This is a genomic window from Pseudomonas sp. GW821-FHT09C08, from assembly GCF_059418125.1.
Genome location: NZ_JBWKPG010000002.1, coordinates 547,235 through 570,807, shown reverse-complemented (window position 1 = coordinate 570,807; position 23,573 = coordinate 547,235). Strand labels below are relative to the sequence as shown.

The 23,573-nt window shown below is 63.2% G+C and carries 26 protein-coding genes; 15 read left to right on the top strand and 11 right to left on the bottom strand.

The genetic code is table 11. The features are described 5' to 3' along the window. Positions 1 to 134 precede the first annotated feature (134 nt). Entirely contained in the window at positions 135 to 1,322 is a 1,188-nt protein-coding gene (locus tag AC07OJ_RS09270; protein WP_495094424.1) for a cyanate transporter, read from the top strand. Between the two features lie 137 nt (positions 1,323 to 1,459). Next, positions 1,460 to 2,395, top strand: coding sequence for a LysR family transcriptional regulator (locus AC07OJ_RS09265; protein ID WP_106804848.1), 936 nt, complete (start codon positions 1,460 to 1,462; stop codon positions 2,393 to 2,395). 15 nt (positions 2,396 to 2,410) lie between these two features. Here AC07OJ_RS09265 and AC07OJ_RS09260 read toward each other — a convergent pair whose 3' ends face one another. Together AC07OJ_RS09260 and AC07OJ_RS09255 are read right to left on the bottom strand one after the other, a co-directional pair. Beyond that, a complete protein-coding gene (locus AC07OJ_RS09260) occupies positions 2,411 to 2,773 on the bottom strand; it encodes a 5-carboxymethyl-2-hydroxymuconate Delta-isomerase (RefSeq protein ID WP_065899374.1) in 363 nt (120 codons plus the stop codon). A 79-nt stretch (positions 2,774 to 2,852) separates the two neighbouring features. Beyond that, a complete protein-coding gene (locus tag AC07OJ_RS09255) occupies positions 2,853 to 3,776 on the bottom strand; it encodes a LysR substrate-binding domain-containing protein (protein WP_106804849.1) in 924 nt (307 codons plus the stop codon). Positions 3,777 to 3,905: 129 nt separating this feature from the next. On the opposite strand from AC07OJ_RS09255, the gene AC07OJ_RS09250 reads away from it, so the two are divergent. Continuing rightward, a complete protein-coding gene (locus AC07OJ_RS09250) occupies positions 3,906 to 4,085 on the top strand; it encodes a hypothetical protein (protein WP_065899376.1) in 180 nt (59 codons plus the stop codon). A gap of 76 nt (positions 4,086 to 4,161) precedes the next feature. Here AC07OJ_RS09250 and AC07OJ_RS09245 read toward each other — a convergent pair whose 3' ends face one another. Then, entirely contained in the window at positions 4,162 to 4,305 is a 144-nt protein-coding gene (locus AC07OJ_RS09245) for a hypothetical protein (RefSeq protein WP_162946067.1), read from the bottom strand. Between the two features lie 196 nt (positions 4,306 to 4,501). On the opposite strand from AC07OJ_RS09245, the gene AC07OJ_RS09240 reads away from it, so the two are divergent. Together AC07OJ_RS09240 and AC07OJ_RS09235 are read left to right on the top strand one after the other, a co-directional pair. Then, a complete protein-coding gene (locus AC07OJ_RS09240; RefSeq protein WP_065899377.1) occupies positions 4,502 to 5,806 on the top strand; it encodes an MFS transporter in 1,305 nt (434 codons plus the stop codon). Next, a complete protein-coding gene (locus AC07OJ_RS09235; protein WP_495094532.1) occupies positions 5,806 to 6,564 on the top strand; it encodes a substrate-binding domain-containing protein in 759 nt (252 codons plus the stop codon). Before AC07OJ_RS09240 ends, AC07OJ_RS09235 begins: the two co-directional genes overlap by 1 nt. Here AC07OJ_RS09235 and AC07OJ_RS09230 read toward each other — a convergent pair. After that, complete coding sequence (locus AC07OJ_RS09230; RefSeq protein WP_065899379.1) at positions 6,556 to 7,458, bottom strand: LysR family transcriptional regulator; 903 nt, start codon at positions 7,456 to 7,458, stop codon at positions 6,556 to 6,558. The genes AC07OJ_RS09235 and AC07OJ_RS09230 overlap by 9 nt on opposite strands. Before the next feature lie 333 nt (positions 7,459 to 7,791). Here AC07OJ_RS09230 and AC07OJ_RS09225 point away from each other — a divergent pair, with 333 nt between their 5' ends. The 7 genes from AC07OJ_RS09225 (at position 7,792) to AC07OJ_RS09195 (ending at position 14,155) form a co-directional block, all read left to right on the top strand. Beyond that, complete coding sequence (locus tag AC07OJ_RS09225) at positions 7,792 to 8,643, top strand: STAS domain-containing protein (protein WP_065899380.1); 852 nt, start codon at positions 7,792 to 7,794, stop codon at positions 8,641 to 8,643. A gap of 2 nt (positions 8,644 to 8,645) precedes the next feature. Further along, positions 8,646 to 9,008, top strand: coding sequence for an STAS domain-containing protein (locus AC07OJ_RS09220; protein ID WP_106804853.1), 363 nt, complete (start codon positions 8,646 to 8,648; stop codon positions 9,006 to 9,008). Next, positions 9,005 to 9,409, top strand: a complete 405-nt coding sequence (locus AC07OJ_RS09215; RefSeq protein WP_120447872.1) for an ATP-binding protein — start codon at positions 9,005 to 9,007, stop codon at positions 9,407 to 9,409. Before AC07OJ_RS09220 ends, AC07OJ_RS09215 begins: the two co-directional genes overlap by 4 nt. Next, entirely contained in the window at positions 9,400 to 10,407 is a 1,008-nt protein-coding gene (locus AC07OJ_RS09210; protein ID WP_106804854.1) for an ATP-binding protein, read from the top strand. Before AC07OJ_RS09215 ends, AC07OJ_RS09210 begins: the two co-directional genes overlap by 10 nt. After that, on the top strand, positions 10,400 to 11,263 hold the full coding sequence (locus AC07OJ_RS09205) for a sensor histidine kinase (protein WP_065899383.1): 864 nt from the start codon (positions 10,400 to 10,402) through the stop codon (positions 11,261 to 11,263). Before AC07OJ_RS09210 ends, AC07OJ_RS09205 begins: the two co-directional genes overlap by 8 nt. Then, entirely contained in the window at positions 11,253 to 13,187 is a 1,935-nt protein-coding gene (locus AC07OJ_RS09200) for a PAS domain-containing hybrid sensor histidine kinase/response regulator (protein ID WP_495094423.1), read from the top strand. Before AC07OJ_RS09205 ends, AC07OJ_RS09200 begins: the two co-directional genes overlap by 11 nt. 83 nt (positions 13,188 to 13,270) lie before the next feature. Continuing rightward, positions 13,271 to 14,155 carry a hypothetical protein gene (locus tag AC07OJ_RS09195; protein WP_495094422.1) on the top strand — a complete coding sequence of 295 codons (885 nt, stop codon included), beginning with the start codon at positions 13,271 to 13,273 and terminating at the stop codon, positions 14,153 to 14,155. 134 nt (positions 14,156 to 14,289) lie between these two features. Here the strand turns inward: AC07OJ_RS09195 and AC07OJ_RS09190 are convergent, their stop codons facing one another. From AC07OJ_RS09190 to AC07OJ_RS09180, 3 genes are all read right to left on the bottom strand, one after another. Next, a complete protein-coding gene (locus AC07OJ_RS09190) occupies positions 14,290 to 15,315 on the bottom strand; it encodes a histone deacetylase family protein (RefSeq protein ID WP_495094421.1) in 1,026 nt (341 codons plus the stop codon). Between the two features lie 78 nt (positions 15,316 to 15,393). Beyond that, a complete protein-coding gene (locus AC07OJ_RS09185; protein WP_495094420.1) occupies positions 15,394 to 16,623 on the bottom strand; it encodes a Zn-dependent hydrolase in 1,230 nt (409 codons plus the stop codon). A 13-nt stretch (positions 16,624 to 16,636) separates the two neighbouring features. Beyond that, positions 16,637 to 17,956 carry an MFS transporter gene (locus AC07OJ_RS09180; protein ID WP_495094419.1) on the bottom strand — a complete coding sequence of 440 codons (1,320 nt, stop codon included), beginning with the start codon at positions 17,954 to 17,956 and terminating at the stop codon, positions 16,637 to 16,639. A 157-nt stretch (positions 17,957 to 18,113) separates the two neighbouring features. Between AC07OJ_RS09180 and AC07OJ_RS09175 the strand changes: the two genes are divergently transcribed. The 3 genes from AC07OJ_RS09175 (at position 18,114) to AC07OJ_RS09165 (ending at position 21,027) form a co-directional block, all read left to right on the top strand. Next, the gene (locus AC07OJ_RS09175; RefSeq protein ID WP_282397393.1) at positions 18,114 to 19,055 is read left to right on the top strand and encodes a LysR family transcriptional regulator; all 942 of its coding nucleotides are present in this window, start codon (positions 18,114 to 18,116) and stop codon (positions 19,053 to 19,055) included. A gap of 112 nt (positions 19,056 to 19,167) precedes the next feature. Beyond that, the gene (locus tag AC07OJ_RS09170) at positions 19,168 to 19,989 is read left to right on the top strand and encodes an SDR family NAD(P)-dependent oxidoreductase (RefSeq protein ID WP_065899389.1); all 822 of its coding nucleotides are present in this window, start codon (positions 19,168 to 19,170) and stop codon (positions 19,987 to 19,989) included. 18 nt (positions 19,990 to 20,007) lie between these two features. After that, complete coding sequence (locus AC07OJ_RS09165) at positions 20,008 to 21,027, top strand: AraC family transcriptional regulator (RefSeq protein ID WP_495094418.1); 1,020 nt, start codon at positions 20,008 to 20,010, stop codon at positions 21,025 to 21,027. Between the two features lie 2 nt (positions 21,028 to 21,029). On the opposite strand, the gene AC07OJ_RS09160 is transcribed toward AC07OJ_RS09165, so the two are convergent. The 4 genes from AC07OJ_RS09160 to AC07OJ_RS09145 are packed head-to-tail and all read right to left on the bottom strand — an operon-like array spanning position 21,030 to position 23,503. Next, positions 21,030 to 21,797 (bottom strand): anti-sigma factor family protein, encoded by a 768-nt coding sequence (locus tag AC07OJ_RS09160; protein WP_495094417.1) that lies wholly within the window; start codon positions 21,795 to 21,797, stop codon positions 21,030 to 21,032. Then, positions 21,794 to 22,291, bottom strand: a complete 498-nt coding sequence (locus AC07OJ_RS09155; protein WP_065899485.1) for an RNA polymerase sigma factor — start codon at positions 22,289 to 22,291, stop codon at positions 21,794 to 21,796. The genes AC07OJ_RS09160 and AC07OJ_RS09155 overlap by 4 nt, the downstream gene beginning before the upstream one ends. A 60-nt stretch (positions 22,292 to 22,351) precedes the next feature. Next, positions 22,352 to 22,903 carry a tetratricopeptide repeat protein gene (locus AC07OJ_RS09150; RefSeq protein WP_495094416.1) on the bottom strand — a complete coding sequence of 184 codons (552 nt, stop codon included), beginning with the start codon at positions 22,901 to 22,903 and terminating at the stop codon, positions 22,352 to 22,354. A 48-nt stretch (positions 22,904 to 22,951) separates the two neighbouring features. Continuing rightward, complete coding sequence (locus AC07OJ_RS09145; RefSeq protein ID WP_495094415.1) at positions 22,952 to 23,503, bottom strand: cytochrome b; 552 nt, start codon at positions 23,501 to 23,503, stop codon at positions 22,952 to 22,954. Between the last annotated feature and the right edge of the window lie 70 nt (positions 23,504 to 23,573).

Below are 23,573 nucleotides of genomic sequence, written 5' to 3'. Positions count from 1 at the left end.
CGGCCAGCCAGCTCCGGCACTTTGCCCGTGGTGCTGCAGTCATCTGGATTTTTTAGATAAGCCTAACGACTTTCTCATTTGCCCCCCTCTCCCGTACATGGCCTGATTCGCCCTTGTTCATTCAAGGCCTGCCCATGGAAAACGTTCACGCAAAACCCACCACCGCCGTCTGGCTGATGATCAGCGTGGTACTGGTGGCCCTCAACCTGCGCCCGTCGATGGCCGCCGTTGGCCCGTTGCTGTCATCGATTCGCGGTGACGTGCCGTTGAGTTTCAGCAGTGCGGCGTTGCTGACCATGTTGCCGGTCATGGCGATGGGCCTGGCGATGTTCTTTGGCATGGGCCTGGCCAAGCGGGTGGGCGAGCACCGCAGCATTGTGCTGTCGCTGCTGGTGATTGGCCTGGCGACGCTGTCGCGATTGTGGCTGGATTCGGCCCTGGAGTTGATCGTCAGTGCGGTTGCCGCCGGTGTCGGCATTGCGCTGATCCAGGCAGTGATGCCGGCGCTGATCAAGTCGCGCTTCAGCGATAACGTGTCGCTGTTCATGGGACTGTATGTGACCGCCATCATGGGCGGCGCGGCGCTGGCGGCTGCGTTCGCGCCGTTCGTGCAGGTGCAGACCGGCAGCTGGCGCATCGGCCTGGCGATCTGGGCCGCGCTGGCCCTGCTCGCCCTGGTGTTCTGGTATGCCCAGCGCGCGGCAGTGCCGCCGATGCCCCAGGCCGGCACGGGCGCGCAGGAATCGTTTTTCGGCAATCGGCGCGCCTGGCTGCTGGCGATCTTTTTCGGCCTCGGCACCGCGTCCTACACCTGCGTGCTGGCGTGGCTGGCGCCGTACTACGTGGAGCTGGGCTGGAGCGAACAGAACGCCGGGTTGCTGCTGGGGTTCCTGACCGCCATGGAAGTGGTATCCGGGCTGGTCACCCCGGCCATCGCCAACCGTCGCCAGGATAAACGCGGCGTGGTCGCGGTGCTGCTGGTGCTGATCATCCTGGGGTTCTGCGGGCTGATCCTCAGCCCTCATCATTTGAGCCTGCTGTGGCCATGCCTGCTGGGCCTGGGCATCGGCGGCCTGTTTCCGATGAGCCTGATCCTCTCGCTCGACCACCTAGACAACCCGCGCCGCGCCGGTGGCCTCACCGCCTTTGTGCAAGGCATCGGCTACCTGATCGCTGGCCTGTCGCCACTGATTGCCGGGATGATCCGCGACCAACTTGGCAGCTTTGAATGGGCCTGGTGGTCGCTCACCGCCGTGATCGTGGTGATGCTGGTGATCGTCACGCGCTTCAACCCACGGCATTACACGCGGCATATCCGCTGAGGTCGTATTGCCAAAAGTATTTGTCCCACTCCAAACATAGAAACGCCCTACAGCACTTTCTATTGGCACGTCCGTTCCGTTAAGCTTTTGCACGGTTTTGTACTGACTTCGGTGCACCGGGCTTACGGACGGAATGGATGCTAAACAGTAACTTGCTCAGAAAGCTCGATATGCAGGACTTGATGGTGTTCATCGCCGTCTACGACCAGAGCAGCGTTACCGAGGTGTCAGAAACGCTGTTCGTCAGCCAGTCCACTGTCAGCTACAGCCTGAAGAAATTGCGCACCAGCTTCGAAGATGAGCTTTTTATCAACACGCGGGCGGGTATGCGTCCTACGTACAAGGCCAGCACCATGTACGGCCATGTGCAGAAAATCCTCGAAAGCATCAACCTGTGCCACGCCGGTGGCCAGGCGTTCGACCCCACCCAGAAGGCCGTGACTTTCAACGTCTGCGCGCCGGAATACTTCGAACAGCTGATCCTGCCGCGCCTGCTGAAGAACTTCGACCGCGCCGACCTGCCGGTGATCGTCAATGTGCAGAAGCTGGAAACCGATATTCCCGCCGACGACCTGCGCGAAGGCCGCCTCGACCTGGTGGTCTGCTTCGGCCCGCACTTTCACCGCGCCCACAAGGATTTCAAGACCCAGATGCTGCTGGAGGACGACCTCGTGTGCGTCTTCGACAAACGCGCGACGCCCCGCGAGCCGGCGCTCAGCCTGCAATCCTTCACGGCACGGCGCCACGTGTTCCCGACGCCGTGGACCTCCGACACCAACATGATCGATGGCTGGCTTTCGCGCCAGGCCCACAAGCGCCAAGTGGTCGCGCGGGCCAACAGCTACAGCGCCGCCCTGAAGATGATTGCCGGCACCGACTTCGTCGTCACCCTGCCGCGTCGCGTGCAGAAGCTGCTGGCACCGGCCACGCTGTATGGGCATTGCGAAGCGCCCAACGGCTTGCCGGGCTTCACCCTGGACATGCAGTGGAATGAAAGCAGTCACCAGGACAGCGCCAATACCTGGTTTCGGGAACAGGTGGTTAAGGTCTGCGCCGATCAGGGCTTGTTGTAGCGGCTGCTGGGAAGGTCAGCCGATCGCGGCTTTGCTGTAGGAATCGCGATCCATGTCGACCAACTGCACACTCAGTTGCACCTGCAGGCCTTCTGGCCAGTCGCCCAGATCCTGCAACGCCGCCAACAGGCTCTGCGACAACTGCTGCTTGACCTGCGGTGAGCGCCCACTGAGCAACGACAGCTTCACCGCGATGAAACCGCGCGGGCCGAGGGAGGTGCCGACCTGGAAACTCTCGACCTTCACCGCGCGGCTCTTGATATCGAACTCGGAAGCGAATTGCCCGGACACCATCAGCACATTGTTCAGCCGCAGCAAGGTTTTCTCGACGGCCAGGCCTGTGAGGTTGGCGGTGTATTCCAGGTGCAGGTGCGGCATGGGTTTCTCCAAGTTTGTTGTAGGAAGATTCGTAGATATAGCACGGGGCGCAACGCCCCAGGCATGAAAGCTGTGTCAGTCAGGTTTTACCCGCCAACCCTCGATCACTCATGAAGGCCTCCAACCGTGAACGCACCCAGCGCTCGGCCGGGTCGGTGTCGACGTGGCTGAGCCAGACCATGGACAAATCCAGGGTCGGCGTCTGGAACGGAAACGGCTCGCAGAACAGCTTGCCCGATACCGCCATGGCTTCGGCGGTGTAGTCCGGCAGGCTGGCGATCAAGTCGGTGCCGGCAAGCAACGCCGGCAGCGCACTGTATTGCGGCACCGACAGCACCACATGGCGCTTGCGGCCGATTTCGGCCAGCCACTCATCGGCAAACCCGGACACGTTGGCGGTGTGCGACACCAGCACGTGGGGGCGTGAGCAATATTCATCGAGGGTCAGCGGCGTATCGCTGGCGTCCGCCCTGAGGATGCGCGGATGAATGTGGCGCAGCAGCTTGCGCTTGGCGTTCGCCGGCAGGCCACGGGTCTGGGTGATGCCGACGGTGATATCGCCCGAGGCCAGCAGGTCGGGAATCCGCCAATAGTCCACGTGCTGCACCACGAACACCACCTGCGGCGCTTCCTGGCGCAGGGCCCGTAACAGCGGCGGCAACAGGCCGAACTCGACATCGTCGGACAGGCCGATGCGAAAGGTCATGGTGCTGATGGACGGGTCGAAATCGTGGGTCAGGCTCAGTGCCGACGACAGGGAATCCAGGGCCGGCGACAGGTGCTGGATAATTTCCTCGGCCCGCGCGGTGGGCTCCATGCGGTGGCCGACGCGAATGAACAGCGGGTCGTTGAACAAGGTGCGCAAGCGGTTGAGTGCCGAACTGATGGTCGGCTGGCCGAGAAACAGCTTCTCGGCGACCCGGGTCACGTTGCGCTCGAGCATCAAAGCTTCGAACACCACCATCAGGTTGATGTCGGCCTTGCGTAATTCATTGCGATTCATCGGCGCCTGCCCCTTCCCCAAGACAAGCCGCAGTTTAGAAAGCCCGGGGGGCTGCGTCTATGTGCGCACTGTTCATCGTAAGCCTTTGCGACTATAAATCAGCTCTTCAGGGTCGCTGGAGCATCTTCCGTGCTGGTCATTCTCGCCCTGGCCATTGTCGTGGCCGGGTTCTGTCTCTGGGCTATCCGGTTGATTGCCCACCCCACCGCCCGCACTTTGTTGCGGGTGTTTGTTGGCCTGTGCCTGGCGGCAGTGGTGGCGTTCCTGGTGCTGGCGTCGGGGTTTCCTATTTCGTTGCTGGTTTCATGACCCCCTGCCCCTGACGCGAGCGCCGCGCTGCCAGCGCGGCGAACACCCGCACATTTGCACCGCGTTTAACCTGATATCAAGGCTTCAACGGGCGCTCCTGGTCGCGCTCGGACAGTTCTGTCCCATCATCGGGATGCTTCCAGGTCTGCGGTTTTTCTTCTTCCCGCCGCCGGGGTTGCTCATGCTCCGGCTCATCGCGGCGCTTATGTTCGTCAGCCATTGCCACCTCCATCGATAAGAATTGGTCACACCTTCAAGCATAGAGCAGGGCTGGAATTTCGACGGACACTCGGATTGATAGCCAATGCACATCAATCTATCCAAATTTGTCACTTATCATTTCTAAATGTGTCAGCCACTATTCTAGGTCTTAAGCGAAACAAGCACTTTAAAAAGAACGCTGGAGACACAAAACCATGACTAGCCCTACCCGGCCCGACTCTGCCCGTTCGAAAGTTGGTGCGGTATTCCGCGTTACTTCGGGCAACTTCCTCGAACAGTTCGACTTCTTTCTGTTCGGTTTCTACGCCACCTATATCGCTGCCGCGTTCTTCCCCGCCGCTAATGAGTTTGCGTCATTAATGATGACCTTCGCCGTATTCGGCGCAGGCTTCCTGATGCGTCCGTTGGGCGCGATCATCCTGGGTGCCTACATCGATGACGTCGGTCGCCGCAAAGGGCTGATCGTGACCCTGTCGATCATGGCCAGCGGCACGTTGCTGATCGTGCTGGTACCGGGTTACCACACCATTGGCCTGTGGGCGCCGTTGCTGGTGCTGCTCGGCCGTCTGCTGCAAGGCTTCTCGGCAGGCGCGGAACTGGGCGGCGTGTCCGTCTACCTGTCCGAAATGGCCACCCCGGGCCGCAAAGGCTTCTACACCAGCTGGCAGTCGGGCAGCCAACAGATCTCCATCGTGGTCGCCGCCGCGCTCGGCTATGGCCTGAACGTGTGGATGGAGCCTTCGGTGGTAGCCGATTGGGGCTGGCGCATTCCGTTTGCCATCGGTTGCGTGATCATTCCGTTCATCTTCCTGCTGCGTCGCAACCTGCAAGAGACCGAAGAGTTCGCCAACCGCAAGCATCGCCCGAGCATGCGTGAAGTGCTGGCGACCCTGGTGAAGAACTGGACCGTGGTCATCGGCGGCATGCTGATGGTCGCCATGACTACCACCGCGTTCTACCTGATCACCGTGTACGCGCCGACCTTCGGCAAGACCGTGCTGCAACTGAGCACCTCGGATGCGCTGCTGGTGACCCTGCTGGTGGCGGTGTCGAACTTTGTCTGGCTACCGATCGGTGGCACCTTGAGTGACCGCTTCGGCCGCAAACCGGTGCTGATCGCCATGACGGTACTGACCGTTCTCACGGCTTATCCGGCGCTGTCCTACGTGGTGAATGCACCGAGCTTCGCCCACATGCTCGAAACCCTGCTGTGGTTCTCGTTCCTCTATGGCATGTACAACGGCGCGATGATCCCGGCGCTCACCGAAATCATGCCGGTGGAAGTGCGCGTGGCAGGCTTCTCGCTGGCCTACAGCCTGGCGACTGCGATCTTCGGTGGTTTCACCCCGGCGATCTCCACCTGGTTCATCCACATCACCGAAGACAAGGCCTCGCCGGCCTACTGGATGATGTTTGCCGCCCTGTGCGCCCTGTGCTCGACGCTGGCGCTGTACCGTCGCGCCAACACTCGCGGGCAGGTGATGCAGGGGGCGGCATGATGAAGCCGCTGCTCACGGCCCTGATGGCCCTGGCCCTCGGCGCGCTGGCGCTGACGGCACAGGCCGAGGAACTCAAGGTGATGACCTCCGGCGGTTTTACCGCCGCCTACAAATTGCTCGGCCCGCAGTACGCCAAGCAAAGCGGTGACAGCCTGGATACCATCCTCGGCCCGTCGATGGGCAAGGCGCCGGAAGCGATTCCCAACCGCCTGGCCCGTGGCGAACACGCCGACGTGGTGATCATGGTTGGCTACGCCCTCGACGACCTGATCAAGCAGGGCAAGGTCGATCCGGCCTCCCGTGTCGAATTGGCTGACTCGCGCATCGGCCTGGTGGTGAAGGACGGCGCGCCCAAGCCTGCGATCGGCACCGACGCCGAACTCAAGGCGGTGCTGCTCAAGGCCAAGTCCGTGGCGTATTCGGACAGCGCCAGCGGTGTGTATGTCGAGAAGGAGTTGTTCAAGAAACTCGGCATGCCGGCCAAAGGCACGATGGTGGAACGCATTCCGGTGGCCGAGAAGGTCGCCAAGGGTGACTACGAGGTGGGCTTGCAACAGGTCGCGGAATTGTTGCCGGTACCGGGTGTGACCTACGTCGGCAAGATCCCGGAAGACGTGCAATCGGTGACGCGTTTTGCCGCGGGCATTCCGGTCAACGCCGAACACCCGACGCAGGCCAAGGCGCTGCTGCGCTACCTGGCGTCGCCCGAAGCCCAACCGGTGGTGCAATCGACCGGGCTGGACTCGGTATCACACTGACCGAAACGGTGTCTCGCGCACCAACCGCTCCAACTCCAGCGCCGCCGGTGGCAATGTCCGCCCGCGGCGCTTGATCAAGCCCACATTGCGCATCACCTGCGGCTCTACCAACGGCACGCTCAGCAGGATCGGGTGATCGCTCGCCGGCATCGCAATCGATGGCACCATCGCCACGCCCAGCCCCGCCTCCACCAGCCCGATCATCGTGGTCACGTGGTGCGTCTCGCAGATACTCGGTTTTTTCACCCGCACCCCGCGCAGGGCCTGGTCCAGCAGGAAGCGGTTGCCCGAGGTCTTGTCCACGGTGATGTAGTCATGCTCGTAGGCTTCGGCCCAGGTCACGCTGTCGCGCCCGGCCAACGGGTGGTCACGCCGACAGGCCAGCACATAGCGCTCCTGCAGCAGCAACTCGAACTCCACCTCATCGGCCAGGCTGCCGCTGAAACTCACGCCGAAATCCGCCTCGCCGCTTTCCACCGCGTTGCACACCTCACCGGCGCTGGCGTCGAGCACCCGCAGGCGAATCTTCGGGTAGAGCTTGTGGAATTCGGAGATCACGTGCGGCATGAAGTAGTACGCGGTGGACGGCACGCAGGCGATGGTCACGTTACCCATGCGCGTGGAGGCGACGTTGCTGATGCCCATCAGGGCGACGTCAAGGTCATCGAGCATGCGTTCGACCTGCGGCAGGAACGCGCGGCCGACCATGGTCAGGCTGACCCGCCGCGTGGTGCGTTCGAACAGCTTCACATCCAGCGCGGACTCAAGCTTCTCGATACGGCGACTGAGCGCCGGCTGCGAGATGCGGATAGCTTCGGCGGCGCCGCGAAAACTGCCCTTGTCTACCACGGCGCGGAAGGCTTGGAGGTCGTTGAGGTCGAAGTTGATGATCACGGGAGGCGGCCAGTTGAGTCGGGGTGGGGGGCATTATCGTCCTAGAGACGATGGGGCGCCATGATTGTGAAGGGCAAGCGTGTTGGGGTGAGCAGGCTTGCCACGATCAAAAAGTCCACTTGCCCCATGCGGTTGATTTGCCAGCGAACGCCGCGTCACCGCACCTAAATTTTCGAGCCTGCAGAGACCTTTCCCGTGTCAACCCCAAAACCCGCTGGAGCGCCCAATCCATAGGGCCTCTACGAATTGAACGAAAACACTCGAAACAATTCAAAACAGTCCGTTTTAGTATAAATTGCATGCCATTCACCCAGGCATTCAAGGAGATTCCCCGTGGCAACTTTGCAAGCTCACACCATTCAGGCGCTCCACACCCATCGCCCTACCCTGCTGACCGAGTGGGTTGCCAGCCTTGAAGCTTCGGGGGCCACACGCAACGTCAAGGGTGAGGACGCCAAGCAACAGGCCAGCGACTTCCTCAACCTGCTGATCGCGGCATTGCAGCAAGGCGGTTCCCAGCAGGTCGGCCAGGAAAACTGGGCCGAGACCCGCGTGTTCCTGGAAAAGCTCTCCCACAGCCGTGCCCTGGTCGGCCAGGACTCGCAGCAGACCGCCAGCTTTATCTTCGCCCTCAAGGGTCCGTTGTTCGCCTTGCTGCAGCGTGAATACGCCGAGCAACCGACGCAACTCGCCGAACAGCTGTGGGAAATCTCCGAGTTGCTCGACGCACTGGGCATGCACACCATCCGTACGTTCCAGAAATCCCGTGAGTCGGTGATCAAGCGCCAGCAGGAAGAATTACTCGAACTCTCCACCCCGGTGGTCAAGCTGTGGGACGGCGTACTGGCCCTGCCGATGATCGGCACCCTGGATTCGCAACGCACCCAGGTGGTCATGGAGTCGCTGTTGCAGCGCATCGTCGACACCGGCTCGGAAATTGCCATCATCGACATCACCGGCGTGCCGACCGTGGACACCCTGGTGGCCCAGCACCTGCTCAAAACCGTGACCGCCATCCGCCTGATGGGTGCCGACTGCATCATCAGCGGCGTGCGTCCGCAAATCGCCCAGACCATCGTGCACCTGGGCCTCGACCTGCAGGGCGTGGTCACCAAGGCCAACCTGGCCGATGCGCTGGCGCTGGCCCTGAAGCGCCTGGGCGTCACCATCAGCAAGGCTGTTTAAGTATGGAACGCATCCCTATTTTGCAGATGGGCGAATTCCTGCTGGTGACCATCCAGGTCGACATGCATGACCAACTCGCACTGACGTTGCAGGACGACCTGTCCGAACGCATCAGCCGCACCTCGGCGCGGGGCGTGTTGATCGATATCTCGGCACTCGACATGGTCGACTCGTTCATCGGTCGCATGATCGGCACCATTTCCGGCCTGTCGCGCATCATGGATGCCCAGACCGTATTGGTCGGCATGCAGCCGGCCGTGGCCATCACCCTGGTGGAACTGGGCATGACCCTGCCGGGCGTGGCGACCGCGTTGAACGTCGAGCGCGGCATGAATCTGCTGCGTGACCGGGTAGACCACTCATGACCCAGGCCAGCAGCGGCACCCACCCGGTGCTCATCGAACAGGACGTGGTGCTGGCCCGACAATTGGTGCGCAAGCTGGCCCAGGAATGCGGCATGCGCTTGATCGACCTGACCAAACTGGTCACCGCCGTCAGCGAGTTGGCGCGCAATACCGTGGTCTACGGCGGCGGCGGTCATATGGATTGGGCCGTGGTCGAGAAAGACCACCGCCCCGGCCTGCGCCTGACCTTTCGCGATGAAGGCCCCGGCATCCCCGACCTCAAGCTGGCGATGACCGACGGCTGGACCTCCGGCAGCGGCCTGGGCCTGGGCTTGACCGGCGCCAAGCGCCTGGTCGACGAGTTCGAACTGGACACCGCACCCGGCCAGGGTACCCGCGTGACGATCACCCGATGGACGTGAACATTCCCAGCGCCCTGACCCAGGTGCTGTTGATCGAAGACGTCAGCCAGGTCGGCTACGCACGGCGTACAGCGCAACAATTCGCCGAGCAGTTGGGCTTTGACGAAACCGATGCCGGTCGCGTCGCGCTGGTGGCTACCGAGCTGGCCAGCAATATCCTCAAGCATGCCGCCCATGGCGAGTTGCATCTGCGCGCCACCGGCAACCAGGGCGTGGAGCTGATCGCCGTGGACCGCGGCCAGGGTTTCGACCTGGACAGCTGCCTGGTGGATGGGTTTTCCACCGGCGGCACCCAGGGCATCGGCATGGGCGCGATCTCCCGCGTGGCCCAGGTCTTCGATGTGTACGCCGACCAACGCGGTACGGCGATGCTGGCGCGGCTGTACCCACGGGCGGCCGGCGCGAAGGACATTCGCTACGGCGTCAGCCAGCATTCCCTGCACCACGACCCGGCCTGCGGCGATGCCTGGCACCTGGCAATCCAACCGGGCCGCTTCAGCGTGATGGTGGCGGACGGCCTGGGTCATGGCAGCGAGGCCGAACGGGCCGCGCGCGCCGGTGAGGAAGTGTTCGCCCATGACGCGTTCCTCGACGCCGGCGTGTTGTTCAACGACCTGCATATTGGCATGACCGGCACCCGCGGCGGCGCCGTGGCGGTCGCGCAATACGACGCCACGGCCGACAGCCTGCGCTTTACCGGAGTGGGCAATATCGGCGCCAGCCTGATCGGTCCCGGCAAGTCGCGCGGGCTGGCGTCTCATCCGGGCATTGTCGGCGTGCAGTTTCGCAAGGCGCAGCCCTTCGACTACGCTGAGGTCAGCGGCCAGTTGCTGATTCTCTACAGCGACGGCCTGCAGTCACGCTGGAACCTTGCCGACTACCCTGGGCTTTCTCACCGCCACCCCGCCCTGATTGCCGCCATTTTGCACCGTGATTTCTGTCGCGGACGGGATGACGTCACCGTCTTCGTGATTGCCCTGGAGGCCATCGATGGCTGAAGCCACTGTTTCCCTCGCCGATGAAGTGCTGCGCCTGCGCCAGGAAGCGGAGGCGTTGCGCGCGGAATTGGACGAGACCAACCAGGGTGTCCTGGCGCTGTATGCCGAGCTGGACATGCAGGCTGATCAACTGCGCCAGGCCTCGGACCTGAAAAGCCGCTTCCTGTCGTACATGAGCCATGAATTCCGCACGCCGCTGGGCTCGATCCTGAGCATCACCAGCCTGCTGGCCGATGAACTCGATGGCCCGCTGAGCCCGGAGCAACACACCCAGGTGGGGTTTATCCGCAGTTCGGCGCGCGAACTGCGCGAAATGGTCGACGATTTGCTCGACCTGGCCAAGATCGAGGCGGGCCGTATCACTATCTCGCCGGCCTGGTTCGATATGTTCGACCTGTTCTCGGCCTTGCGCGGCATGTTCCGGCCGATTGTCGACGCGTCATCGGTGGACCTGATCTTCGAAGAGCCCGTCGGCTTGCCCAAGCTCTACACCGATGACAAGAAGCTTGCGCAGATCCTGCGCAACTTCATTTCCAATGCCCTCAAGTTCACCGTGCAAGGCGAGGTCCGCGTGTCGGCGCAACGGGTCGGCGAGGCAGAAATCCGCTTTGCCGTACAGGACACCGGCCTGGGCATTCCCGCCCAACTGCACAGCAACCTGTTCGAAGATTTTTCGCAGATCGACTCGCCACTGCAAAAACGCCTGCGCGGCACCGGGCTGGGCCTGTCGTTGTGCAAGCGTTTTGCCGAGCTGCTTGGCGGCCGGGTCGGCGTCGAAAGTACTCCCGGCGTGGGCTCGATGTTCTTTGTGATCATTCCTCTCTCTATCGCTGGCGGACCCGTCGATGAATCGTGACATTCAACTGCTGATCGTCGACGACAATGCCGCCACCCGCTACGCCCTGCGGCGGCGCCTGGAAAGCCACGACTATCACGTGCTCGAAGCCGGCACCGGCCAGGAGGGGCTGGACTTGATTGCCCGCGAAAAGATCGACGGGCTGATCCTCGACGTCAACCTGCCGGACATGAGCGGCTTCGACATCGTGCGGGTGTTGCGCGCCGACCCGGTCACCGCCTTGCTGCCCGTGGTGCATGTGTCGGCGGCTTCCATCGAGACCGGCGACATCATCACCGGCCTGGATGCCGGCGCCGATGCCTACCTGATCCATCCGGTCGACCCCGATGTGCTGCTCGCGACCCTGCGCACCCTGCTGCGCGTGCGTGACACCGAATACGCGTTGCGCGAGAGCGAGGCGCGGTTTCGCGAGATCTTTTTCAATATCAGCGCACCGATTGCGGTGATGGACGCACAGCTCAAGGTGCACGAATGCAACCACGCGTTCGCCCAATTGATTCACGACAACCTCAACCCGGACGCCCTGCTCGAGTGCTTCGCCGCCGACCAGCTCACGGTACTCCAGGAGCTGTGCCAGCGCCTGGCCGCCGGTGAGCGCTGGAAAGGCACGCTGCAGATGAAGGTCGACGGCCAGTTGCGCGAAACCGAGTGGCAGATTTCACCCTATCGCCGCGCCGAATTGAGCCTGGTGTTTGTCGAGGACGTGACCGAGCACCGCCACCGCGAACGTCATCAGCAGGCCGAACTGGCCAACGCCACCACCCAACTGGCGCGCACCGAGGCGCAGCTGTTGCAGGCGCAGAAAATGGATGCCCTGGGCAAGCTCACCGGTGGCATCGCGCATGACTTCAACAACCTGCTGACCGGGATCATCACCAGCCTGGAGCTGATCAAGAAACGCATCGACAGCCAGCGCACCGACAAGGTCATGGGTTACGCCGATGCGGCCTTGAGTTCGGCGCTGAGTGCCGCCGGCCTGACCAACCGCCTGCTCGCCTTCGCCCGCCAGCAGCCGCTGGACACGCGACCGATCGACATCAATGCACATATCCGCTCACTGGAAGAACTGCTGGTGCGCACCATCGGCGAACATATCGCGCTGAAGCTCGAGCTGACCAACAACCCCGCCGTGGCAATGGTCGACCCGATCCAGCTGGAAAGCGCCGTGCTCAACCTGGTGATCAACGCCCGCGATGCGCTGCCCAAAGGCGGCAATATCTGGGTGACCACCTACCCGGCCTATTCCAACGGCAACCTGAAACTGGAAAACGGCCCCTATATCGCCCTGTCGGTACGCGACAACGGCGTGGGTATCGAGCACAGCGTCATCGACAAGGTCTTCGACCCGTTCTTCACCACCAAGCCCCTGGGCCAGGGTACCGGGCTGGGCCTGTCGACCATTTATGGCTTCGCGCGCCAGTCCGGCGGCGACGCACAGATCCGCAGCGTGACCCGCCAGGGCACCGAAGTGACCATCATGCTGCCCGCCGCCAGCGGTCCCGCCAGCACGGCGACCAGGCCGGTTGCAGCCCCCGGCCAGAGCAGCGGCGAACACGTGTTGATCGTCGAGGATATGCCCTCGGTGCGCAGCTTTGTCGCCGAGGTGCTGGTCGATGCCGGCTACCGCTGCAGCCTGGCCGCCGATGGCGACGAAGCCGTCACCAGCCTGCGCAACGACCCGAGCATCGACCTGCTGCTGACCGATGTCGGGCTGCCCTACATGAACGGGCGCGAGCTGGCCGACATCGCACGCGAAATGCACCCCGCGCTGCCGATTCTGTTCATGACCGGCTACGCCGAGAACGCGGCAAATCGCCAGAACTTTCTCGGTGAAGGCATGGACCTGATCTCCAAGCCGTTTCATATCGACGAATTGCTGGAGAAGATCCGCCGTGGCCTCGATGGCGCGGCAGGCGCCGGATAAAGGGGACATCGCGCAATTGCCGGGTGATGTTCGGCGGCATGCTTGGTAACGTGGTCGACCTTTCGATCCGTCGGCGCCAAGCAATGATCCGAATCCTGAAAACCGCAGTGTGCACACTCGTTCTGGTGTGCACCGCCGCTCTGGGCTTTTTTGCCTGGCAGACTTACTACCCGGTCAGCGCCAGCGGCCAGTGGCATTACCAGGTACTGCACACGGACGTGGCCAAGGCCGCCTCGCTGATGCCCCTGGACGACGGCTCGCTGATGGTCAGCCAGGAACTCGACGACGGCAAGGGCAGCATCGTGCGCATCCACCCCGACGGCAGCCGCGAAGTGGTGGTGGGCAACCTGTCCAAGCCCGACGGCATGTTTGCCACGCGCGGCGGCTGGGTGTTCAGCCAGGAAGCCCTCGATTCGCCCGTCAGTTTCCTCAAGGACGGCCACGTCACTGAACTGTTCAGGGGCCAGAACGTGCAAGGCCTGTGGGACGACGGCGACTACCTGTACGCCATGGAAGACCGGCGCGACGAGGGCCGTGTGCTGCGTTATCGCTGGAGTGACCAGAGCCTGAGCGTCGTACGCACGGGCATGGACGAAGGCGAATCGATCATCCGCTGCAGCGACGGGCGCATGCTCTACACCAAAAAGAAGGAAGGCATGGTGCGCGAGCTGACCGAGGACGGCAGCGACCCGATGGTCGTGGACGGGCTGAACCAGCCGACGTTCCTGATGTGTGATGCACGGGGCCTGTGGATCAACGAGGACGCCACCCATCGCGCGCGTTTGCTGCTGATCGACAAGCAGGGGCACCGGCAGACGATTCTGTCATTCCTGAAAGCGCCGCAGTCGATTGTGCCGACAACTCGAGGCACTTACCTGTTGGCCGAAGGTGGGCGTGACCGGGTACTGGAATTGACGCCGCCCATGACGCATGTTGCGGTGGGCGACGACGGCGCTTCGACGCGTTGATTGTGATCGGGAAGTTGCTATCCCGGCAGAACGCCTGGTCAAACCGTTCAAGCTCCCGGTGACCGCGCCCTCATGACAAGCCACGTGACGATCACAACGCGAGATCGTCACGCAGGTGCCACGTCACTCTTGCCTTACTTCACCCAAGCCTGTGGCCCATCGAAAAACGCCTGCGCATTCGCGTCCAGCGTCTCCAGGTGATAGCCGCCCTCCTGCACGATCACACACGGCAGGCCCAGCCCGCGAATGCATTCGCCCAACCGCGCGAAGCCTTCGCGTGTCACCGCGACTTTGCTCTGCGGGTCCAACTCGTAGATATCGAAGCCCAGCGACAGCACCAGCACATCGGCCGAAAAGTCCTTCAGCGCCTTCAGCGCCACTTCAAGCTTATCGAAGAACACGGCCTCACTGGCGCCGTGAGGCATCGGCAGGTTGAGGTTGAAACCTTCACCCGCCGCGCTGCCACGCTCTTCGGCGAAGCCGGCGACACCGGGGTAGAAGTTGGTCGGGTCGCCGTGGATCGACACGTAGAGCACGTCGTCGCGCGTGTAGAAAATCTCCTGGATGCCCTGGCCGTGGTGCATGTCGGTGTCGAGCACGGCAACGCGCTGGAAGCCGCCGCGCAACACTTGTGCGGCCACGGCTGCGTTGTTGATGTAGCAGAACCCGCCTGCCGCCTCGAAACGCGCGTGATGCCCCGGTGGCCGGCATAAGGCGTAGGCAGCCGGGGCGCCGTCGAGAATGTCCCGGGCGGCAGCAACCGCGCTTTGCGCCGACCAGTAGGCCGAGCGCCAGGTGAGTTCGCCCACCGGGCAACTGCCATCGGCGAGGTAGCGCGCGGCCTGGGCAAGGATGCCGCGCAGCGCGTTGGGCTCGCGCACGAAGATGTTCGACATGACTTCGTCGCCCCAGTCTTCGGGGATTTCTTTCCAGCGCTGATGGGCTTCCTGCAGGAACGTCAGGTAAGGCGCACCGTGCACGGCAAGCAGCGGCTCAAGGCCGTGGTCGGCCGGCTGCTGGATGTCGAACCCAAGAGTCTGCGCGGCCTGCAGCAGGTTGCGCGCGCGCTCGGGGACCTCCTGCGGCGTGCGCATCTGGCCACGGGAGTAATAGCTGCGTGGATGGTGCAGCAGTTGTTCGGGGTGGAAAAAAGTACGCATGGCAATCTCCTCAATACACAGGGTTGCGGGTAGACGCTGCCCACAGGTGAGCTTCTTCAGTCTTTCCGAACGGTGTTGTCAGTCGGCCCGGCCGGCGCGTTGCAACACGGCGTTGAGCAATACGTCGGTGCCCTGGCGCACGTCCTCGGGCAACACGTCTTCGGCTTCGTTGTGGCTGAGGCCGCCGACGCAGGGGATGAAGATCATCGCGGTCGGGCAATAACGCGCCAGGTGGATGGCATCGTGGCCAGCACCGCTGACGATTGGTTGCTGACTGTAGCCCAGCGCATCCACCGCGATTTGCACGCAGGCCACGCATTCGACGTCGAAGGGCGTGGCCGGGCTGACCCAGTGCGGGGTGACGGTGACGGTGAGCCCGCGTTGTTCAGCGATGGCCGGCAACTGTTGGCGCACCTGTTGCTCCATGGCGTCGATAGCGCTGTCGCGGTGATGCCGCAGGTCGACCGTGAAATTCAGCAGGCCGGGGATGGTATTGCGCGACGATTTGGCAATGCTCAGCTCACCGACGGTGGTCAGGCCATCGGGGGCAAAATCGGCGGCCAATTGCTCCAGCGCCTGGATCATCCGGGCCGCGCCATACAGCGCATCTTTGCGCAGCGGCATCGGCGTGGTGCCGGCATGCGCGGCCATGCCTTCGACGCGCACGTCGAGCCAGCGAATCGCCTGGCCGCCGGTCACCACGCCGATGCTCTTGGCGTTGTCTTCCAGGATCGGGCCTTGCTCGATATGCGCTTCGAAGTACGCATCCACCGCGCCACCCAACGGGCGCGCGCCGTTATAGCCGGTGGCGCGCAGGGCCTCGGCCACGCTGATACCGTCGACATCGGTCGTGGCCAGCGCCGGGGCCAGCGCCAGGCTGCCGGTGAATACCGCCGAACCGAGCATGGCCGGGGTAAAACGCGCGCCCTCCTCGTTGGTCCACACCGCAATCTCCAACGGTTTGCGGGTCCGGATGCCCTGGTCGTCAAGGCTGCGGATCACTTCGAGGCCGGCCAGTACACCGTAGACGCCATCAAAGCGCCCGCCTTCTGGCTGGGTGTCGAGGTGACTGCCGATCATCACCGGGGCGGCGTCCTTGTCCGTGCCGGCGCGCCGGGCGAAGAGGTTGCCGATGGCGTCCACGCTGAGGGTCAGCCCGGCAGCGCTACACCAATGACTGAACAGTTCGCGACCGGCTTGGTCTTCGGCACTCAAGGCCAGCCGGCAACTGCCGCCGCGCGCAGTGGCACCGATCTCGGCCATGGCCATCAGGCTGGCCCACAGGCGTTCGCCGTTAATCTTCAACATGCTGCAATCTCCCTCAGGCACTCTGTGCCATTTCAATTCGGTGCGCGCTGGCGTGGCGGCGCGACAAGGCCAATACGCACACCAGCGACACCGCCGCGATCAGGCTGTAGAACACTGCCATCGGCCACCATTGGCCCTGGTATTCGTGGGCCAGCCAGGTGCCGATCAATGGCGTCAGGCCACCGGCCAGCGCACCGCACACCTGATAAGCCAGGGAGATGGCGGTGTAGCGCACACGGGTTTCGAACAGGCCGCTGACAAAGCCTGCGATCACCGCATAAAACGAGGCCATGCACACCACCGCCAAGGCGATGCCGAGGATGATCAACGGCGCCTGGCCACTGCTCACCAGCACGAACATCGGATAAGGCGAGGCCATTGCCAGCACGGTCATCGCACACAGGAAACGCGTGGCACCGACCTTCTCTGCCACCCAGGCCGCCAGGGGCTGGACACAGAATTGAATGATCGCCACGAAGAACAGGCACTCCAGGATCTGCGAGCGCGGTAGGCCCAATTGCTGAGTGCTGTAGGCAATCATGAAGGTGTTGGTGAAATACACCCCGGCAATCCCCAGGGTATTGGCACCGATGCACAGCAACAGTGGGCGCCAGGCGGTTTTCAGCACTTCGATCACCGGGGCCTGGTCCTGCTTGATTGCCCGGGCTTTTTCCGCGAAGGCCTTGTCTTCGAGGAACTCAGGCGACTCGTTGACGCCAAGGCGAATCGCCAGGCCGACCACCAGCAGCAAGGCGCTGGCGAGGAACGGCAGGCGCCAGCCCCAGCTGAGCAAGTCTTCTTCGGACAAGCGGGTGACTGCGCTGAACGCCAGCAGGGACAGGATCAACCCCGCCGGGCTGCCCAGTTGCGCGAAGGACGCGAAGAAGTTACGCCGCCCTTTCGGCGCGTGCTCGCCGGCCATCAACACCGCCCCGCCCCACTCGCCGCCGACGGCAATGCCTTGTACCACCCGCAACAGCACCAGCAAGACCGGTGCTGCGGCGCCGATCTGCGCATAGGTCGGCAACAGGCCGATGCAGACGGTGACCACGCCCATCATCACCAGGGTGATCACCAGGGATTTCTTGCGGCCGATCCGGTCGCCGATATGGCCGAACACAATGCCGCCCAAGGGCCGCGCGAAGAAACCCACGGCGAAGGTGCCGAACGCGGCCATGGTGCTGAACAGTTTGTCTTCGGAAGGGAAAAACAGTTGGCCAAACACCAGTGCAGCGGCGGTGGCGTAGATGTAGAAATCGTACCACTCGATCATGGTGCCGATAAAAGCGGCGGCCGCAGCACGGCGAGGCTGGGGCGAAGCGGAAGGCTTCATGGGCGGGCTCCTTTGGTTATTTTTTTGGCAGGAGAAAGGTCAAGCGCAGGCGCTCTTATGGCGCTTGTCGAGGAGGATTTTTCGTCTCGGGGCTATGATTAGTCAATTTTCTATTTATTATTCCGATTATAAATCCTGCTTATAATCGAGCCCGCGCATGTCCGAACCCCGCCGCGATATTCACCCGCTGCTCAACGACCGGCTGGACTGGAACCTGCTGCGCACCTTTCGCGTGATCGGCCAGGAGCTGAGCATCAGCCGCGCCGCCGCGCGCCTGCACCTGACGCAACCGGCGATCAGCCAGGCGCTCAAACGCCTGGAAGAACAACTCGACTGCCAACTGATCGTGCGCCGTGGCCCGCGCTTTGTACTGACCGAAGCCGGCGAACAGATTTTCGCCATCGCCGGCGAGATGTACGGCCAGGTCTCGCAGATGAGCAACGCCCTGCAAAAACCCGGCGATGAAGTGATCGGCAAAGTGCGCCTGCTGATGATCAGCCGCATCAACTCAGAGACCTTTGATGACTTCCTCACGGGCTTTCACCGCGAACATCCGCGGGTCGACCTCGAGGTCGAGGTGATGCGCAGCTCCGACATCGTCGCCGCCCTGCTGGAAAAAACCGCGACCCTCGGACTGAGCCTCAATCGCCGGCCGCAGCCGCGCCTGGAGCAGCACCTGTTCCTGCGTCAACGCTACGCATTCTTTTGCGGGCGCCACCACCCGCTGTTTGGCCGTACCGGTTTGGCCGAAGGTGATTTGCAGTCGGAGAACTTCGTCAGTTTCACCAGCGACCAGATCGGCGGGATGCTCTCGCCACTGACCATCTTTCGCGATCAGCAAGGCTTCAGCGGGCGCATCGTGGCCTCGTCCTCCAGCCTGGAAGAAGTGCGACGCCTGGTGATCGCCGGGTTCGGCCTGGGGTGCCTGCCGATCCATGTGGTGGCGGAGGACGTGAAAAACGGGCTGCTGTGGCGGCTGCCGCCCGATGAAGGGATCGCCGATGTGGACATTCACCTGTTGTGGAATCGCGAACAGAAGATGAGTCGGGCCGAGACGGTGTTTATCGAGAGCCTGGCCGCGCGTTTGACCCGCGAATAATTGGCGTCTTTTGCAAGTCACTTGGCGCCCTTCTGCTAGTGCCCGGGCCGCGTTCATCGACCATCCTGGGTGCCCAGGCTGCTAGAGCCGCTCGAAACGAAGAGGTGTTCGCATGTCCAAGATCTGGTTTATCACTGGCAGTTCCCGTGGCCTTGGCCGCGCCATCACCGAAGCGGCCTTGCGCGCCGGCGATCGTGTGGCGGCCACTGCACGCACTCCCCGCCAACTGGATGAACTGGTGGCCGAGTACGGTGACGCAATCTACCCACTGCAACTGGATGTGACCGACAACCTGCAGGTCCTACAGGCCGTGGAGGCCGCCGTGGCGCACTTCGGTCGCCTGGATGTGGTGGTCAACAACGCGGGGTATGGCGACCTGGCGTCGGTCGAGGATGTCACCCTGGAGGACTTCTCGGCACAGATCGACACCAACTTCTATGGTGTCGTGCACGTCAGCAAGGCCGTGGTGCCGATCCTGCGCGCCCAGGGTCGCGGGCATATCTTTCAGGTATCGTCGTTGGGCGGGCGGATTGGCATGGCGGGCCTGGCGGCGTACCAGAGTGCCAAGTGGGCCGTGGGCGGCTTTTCAACCGTGCTGGCGCAAGAGGTCAACCCGCTGGGCGTGCAGGTGACGGTGCTGGAACCGGGCGGCATGCGTACCGACTGGTCGGGCAGCTCCATGACGATTGCGCCGATCAGTGCGCCCTATCAGCAAAGTGTCGGTGCACTGGTTGAGTTGCTCAACTCCCCCGGCATTCTGCCGACCGGGCCGGAGCGGGTGGCCGAGATCGTGCTCGAACTGGCCCTGAGTGAAGACGCGCCCCTGCGCCTGTTGATCGGCAGCGATGCGGTGCAATATGCCGCGCGGGCGGCGGCGGACCTGGCAGCTTCCGACGAGAAATGGCATGACCTCAGTGTGTCAGCCTCCGATTGATTGAAACAAAGGTGGTCCATGTCTGACGCACGCCAATCGCGCTTCAACATTCCGCAGGTGTTCTGGCACGCCCTGACAACCATCGGGCTGGAGCCTGCAGCGGTGTTACGCCAGGCACGACTGCCAATGACCCTGCACCTGGGCGAGCGCGGTGATCGTCGCCACGTCAGCACCGAGGAATATTTTCGCCTGTGGGAAGCCGTGGGCGTGCTCAATCCCGACCCGGCGGCCGGCGTCCTGCTGGTCACCCAGCTGGACAGCAGCGCCCTGCCACCGTCCAGTTTTGCCGCCTTCATTGCCCGTGACTTTCGCGATGGCCTGCATCGCCTCGCACGCTTCAAGCAACTGTGTACGCCCGAACGCGTGCAGGTGAGCGAGGACGGCGCGACCTGCACGGTCACCCTCGACTGGCTGCGCAGCCAGCAGCCGCCACCGCGGCTGTTGATCGACGCGGCGTTTGCGACGTTTGTCGAGCTGGGCCGGCGCGGCTCGGGGGTGCACATCACGGCGCGCCGTGTCGAACTGGCCCGCCCCCGGAGCAACAGCCCGGCACTGGCGGAGTTTTTCGGCTGTGCCATCCGTTTCGGTGCCACGCGCAATGCCTTGGTGTTCGACACCGCCGACCTCAAACGGCCCTTCCCTGGCCATAACCCGGAACTGCTCGACCTGCTGAACCCGGCCCTGGTAGCGGCGTTGGCCGAAGCGACCGCGCCGGCCACGATCAGCCACCAAGTGAAAAGCACCCTCAAGCGTCTCTTCGCCAGTGGTCGCCCGGAGATGGTCGACGTGGCCCGCGAACTGGGCCTGAGCGAACGCACCTTGCAGCGGCGCATGACCGAGGAAGGCACCGGCTTTCGGCAATTGCTGCTGGAGAGCCGCCAGGAGGTGGTGCGCCATCTGCTGGCGGAGCCGTCGATCGAAATAGACGAGATCGCCTGCCTGCTCGGTTACGAAGACACCAACTCGTTTTATCGCGCGTTTCGCACCTGGGAAGGCACCACGCCCACGCGTTGGCGCGCCCTGCAGACCCGTCACTGAGATCAGGCCGGCAAGCTGCGCTCGACGCTGCTGGCCATGATCTGCAAATCTTCGAAAGGGTTTCGGCCGATCAGCATGAAGGCATGGGACGCGCTGGCCCAATACACCACGTTCATGCCTCGGCGCTGCTCGGTGGCGAAAGTCGCCGGGGCTCTTTTGTTGGCCGTGATGCACAGCGCCAGTGGACCGTGGCGGGGATCCAGGTAGGTCAACTGGCCGATGATCACGCCGTCATAGTCCAGGCTCTGCGCCCGCCGGAACTCGGCGCCGGGCAAGGCCACGGCAGCAGGCGACAACGGCAGGCCGAGTTGCGTGCCCACCGCGCTGAGTTGCGCGAGGTGGGCAGCCGGGTCCGCGCTGAGATTGTCCAGGGTCTGCGGCGTGTACAACGCCATGTATTCAGCCACCGAGGCGCGCCAACCCTGGCCGGGTTCCCCACGCGGCCAGGCCAGGAACAGGCGATCGGCGACCACGCCGGCCACCGCGAAACCTGCGGCCACGGCGAGGAAACGGCGGCGACTCAAGGCGGGGACGGCTGCCGGCGGCAAGGCGTTGAGCATCGACTGCAGGCGAGCGGTCGGCGCTTGATCCAGCACGCTGTCGAACGCGTCCTTGAACGGCATATCAGCGCACCGCAGCACCTCCAGGCGCGCAGCGACCGCGGGGTGAGTGTGGATCTGGTCGGCGATGACCCGGCGCTGGTCAGCGTCCAGTTCTCCATCCAGATAAGCCACCAACTGCTCATCGCAAGGCAGGTATGTGTGAGTCATCGGCGTTCTCCACTGGCGTGTCCCGCGTGGGCTTTTGCCGGGGCCGTCTCGGCCAGCCTGGCGCGTGCGGCCGCGAGCCGACTCATGACTGTGCCGACCGGTATTTGCAGGACATCGGCAATTTCCTTGTATGAAAGCCCTTCGACATACGCCAGAAAAACCGTTTCTCGTTGCGCTTCGGGCAACCCGTTGACGCGCTTGATCACTTGCGCGGCGAGCACGTGATCCTGGGCCTGGCTTTCGCCATCGAATGACAACGCCTGCTCTGCATCGACAAAGCCCTGCCCCTGGCGAACCCGCTGCGAGCGCAGTTCGTTGAGCCAGATCGAGTGCATGATCGCCAGCAACCAGCGATCCAGCCGCGTGCCGGCGACAAATTGCCCGGCACGCTCCAGCGCCCGCACACACGTGGCCTGCACCAGGTCCTCGGCCAGGTGCTTTTGTCGCGACAACACCAGGCCGTATCGCCATAAACGCGGCAACAACTGGCCCAATTCGCGACGAAACTCAGCCTCTCGAGTAATGGCGGCCCCCTGCTCGTTCAGTCACCGATGTCACACCTGGGGCGCGGCAGTGATGGCCTCGGCCAGGTCTTCATATTCTTCGCAGGTGGTGCCGCACAGCGCCTTGATTTTCAGCAGCTGCTCCTGGGCCAGGTCCACCCGGCCCTTGATCACATAGGCCTCACCCAGGTATTCGCGGACCTGGGCGTAGTTGGGGTCCAACGCCACGGACTGCAGGTAATAGCCGATGCCTTCATCGGTCCGCCCCAGTTTCCGCGTGGCGTAGCCGCGGTAGTTGAGGGCCTTGGCGGTGTTGGGGTTGCTCAGGGTATCGAGCAAGGCCAGGGCTTCTTCATAGCGCCCGTCCTTGGCCAGGCGGTAGGCGTAGTCGGTCCGATCGGCATCCGACGTTGCCTTGCTGGTTTGCAGCACGCACTTGCCGGTCTTGGTGTCCCACACCTGGCCCTTCGGACAGTTCGGCTTGGGCGGCGCTGATTCATCGCCGGAAGCCCGGGCCTGGCCGGCGAGCAAGGCGACAGCCAGGCAGGCACCGAAGAGCAGCGCGGTGCGATAAGTAATGGGGTGTTGGTGGCGAGTCTTCATGGTTGTCGTGCTCCGTAACGATGGGGAGATACAGCAGCAAACATCACTTCAAACAGCGTCCCGTGGGGCGGGCAGCATGCGGCGCAGCGTGTTGTCACGCTTGATGCTGTGGTGCCACAGCGCCGCACAGGCGTGCAGGCCAGCCAGCCCGATGATCGCCCACGCCACGGTGTCATGCAGACCGCCCAGCGTGCCGCGCCATGCGTGATCAATCGCAAACGGCGCGGGAACCGAAAACAGTCCGAAAAAGTTGAATGGCTCGCCCTGTGCCCAACGAAACAGGAACCCCAGGACAATCTGCGCCAGCAGCAACAGGTACAGGCAACCATGCGCCATTTTCGCCAGCAGGTTAAGCGCCGGGTGACTGTCGGCCTTGAGCCGGGTGCCGCCAGACAGCCGCCACGCGATCCGCGCGAGGATCAGTACCGCCAGGGCAATGCCCAGGGAGATATGCACCGACTGCAGGCCCTTGCGCAGCGGCGTGCCTTTTTCCAGGTTTTCCCAGATATGCGCACTGGCGAACATGAAGATCACCACGGCAGCGGTCAGCCAGTGGAAGGCGCGGGTCAGGCGGTCGTAGCGGTCGACAGGTGTGTTCATGGGCGCTTCCTGGGTGGTCTGTGGAGTGAACACCGCAGGAGGGGAAGTTATTCGGTGGGGCGAGGATTTT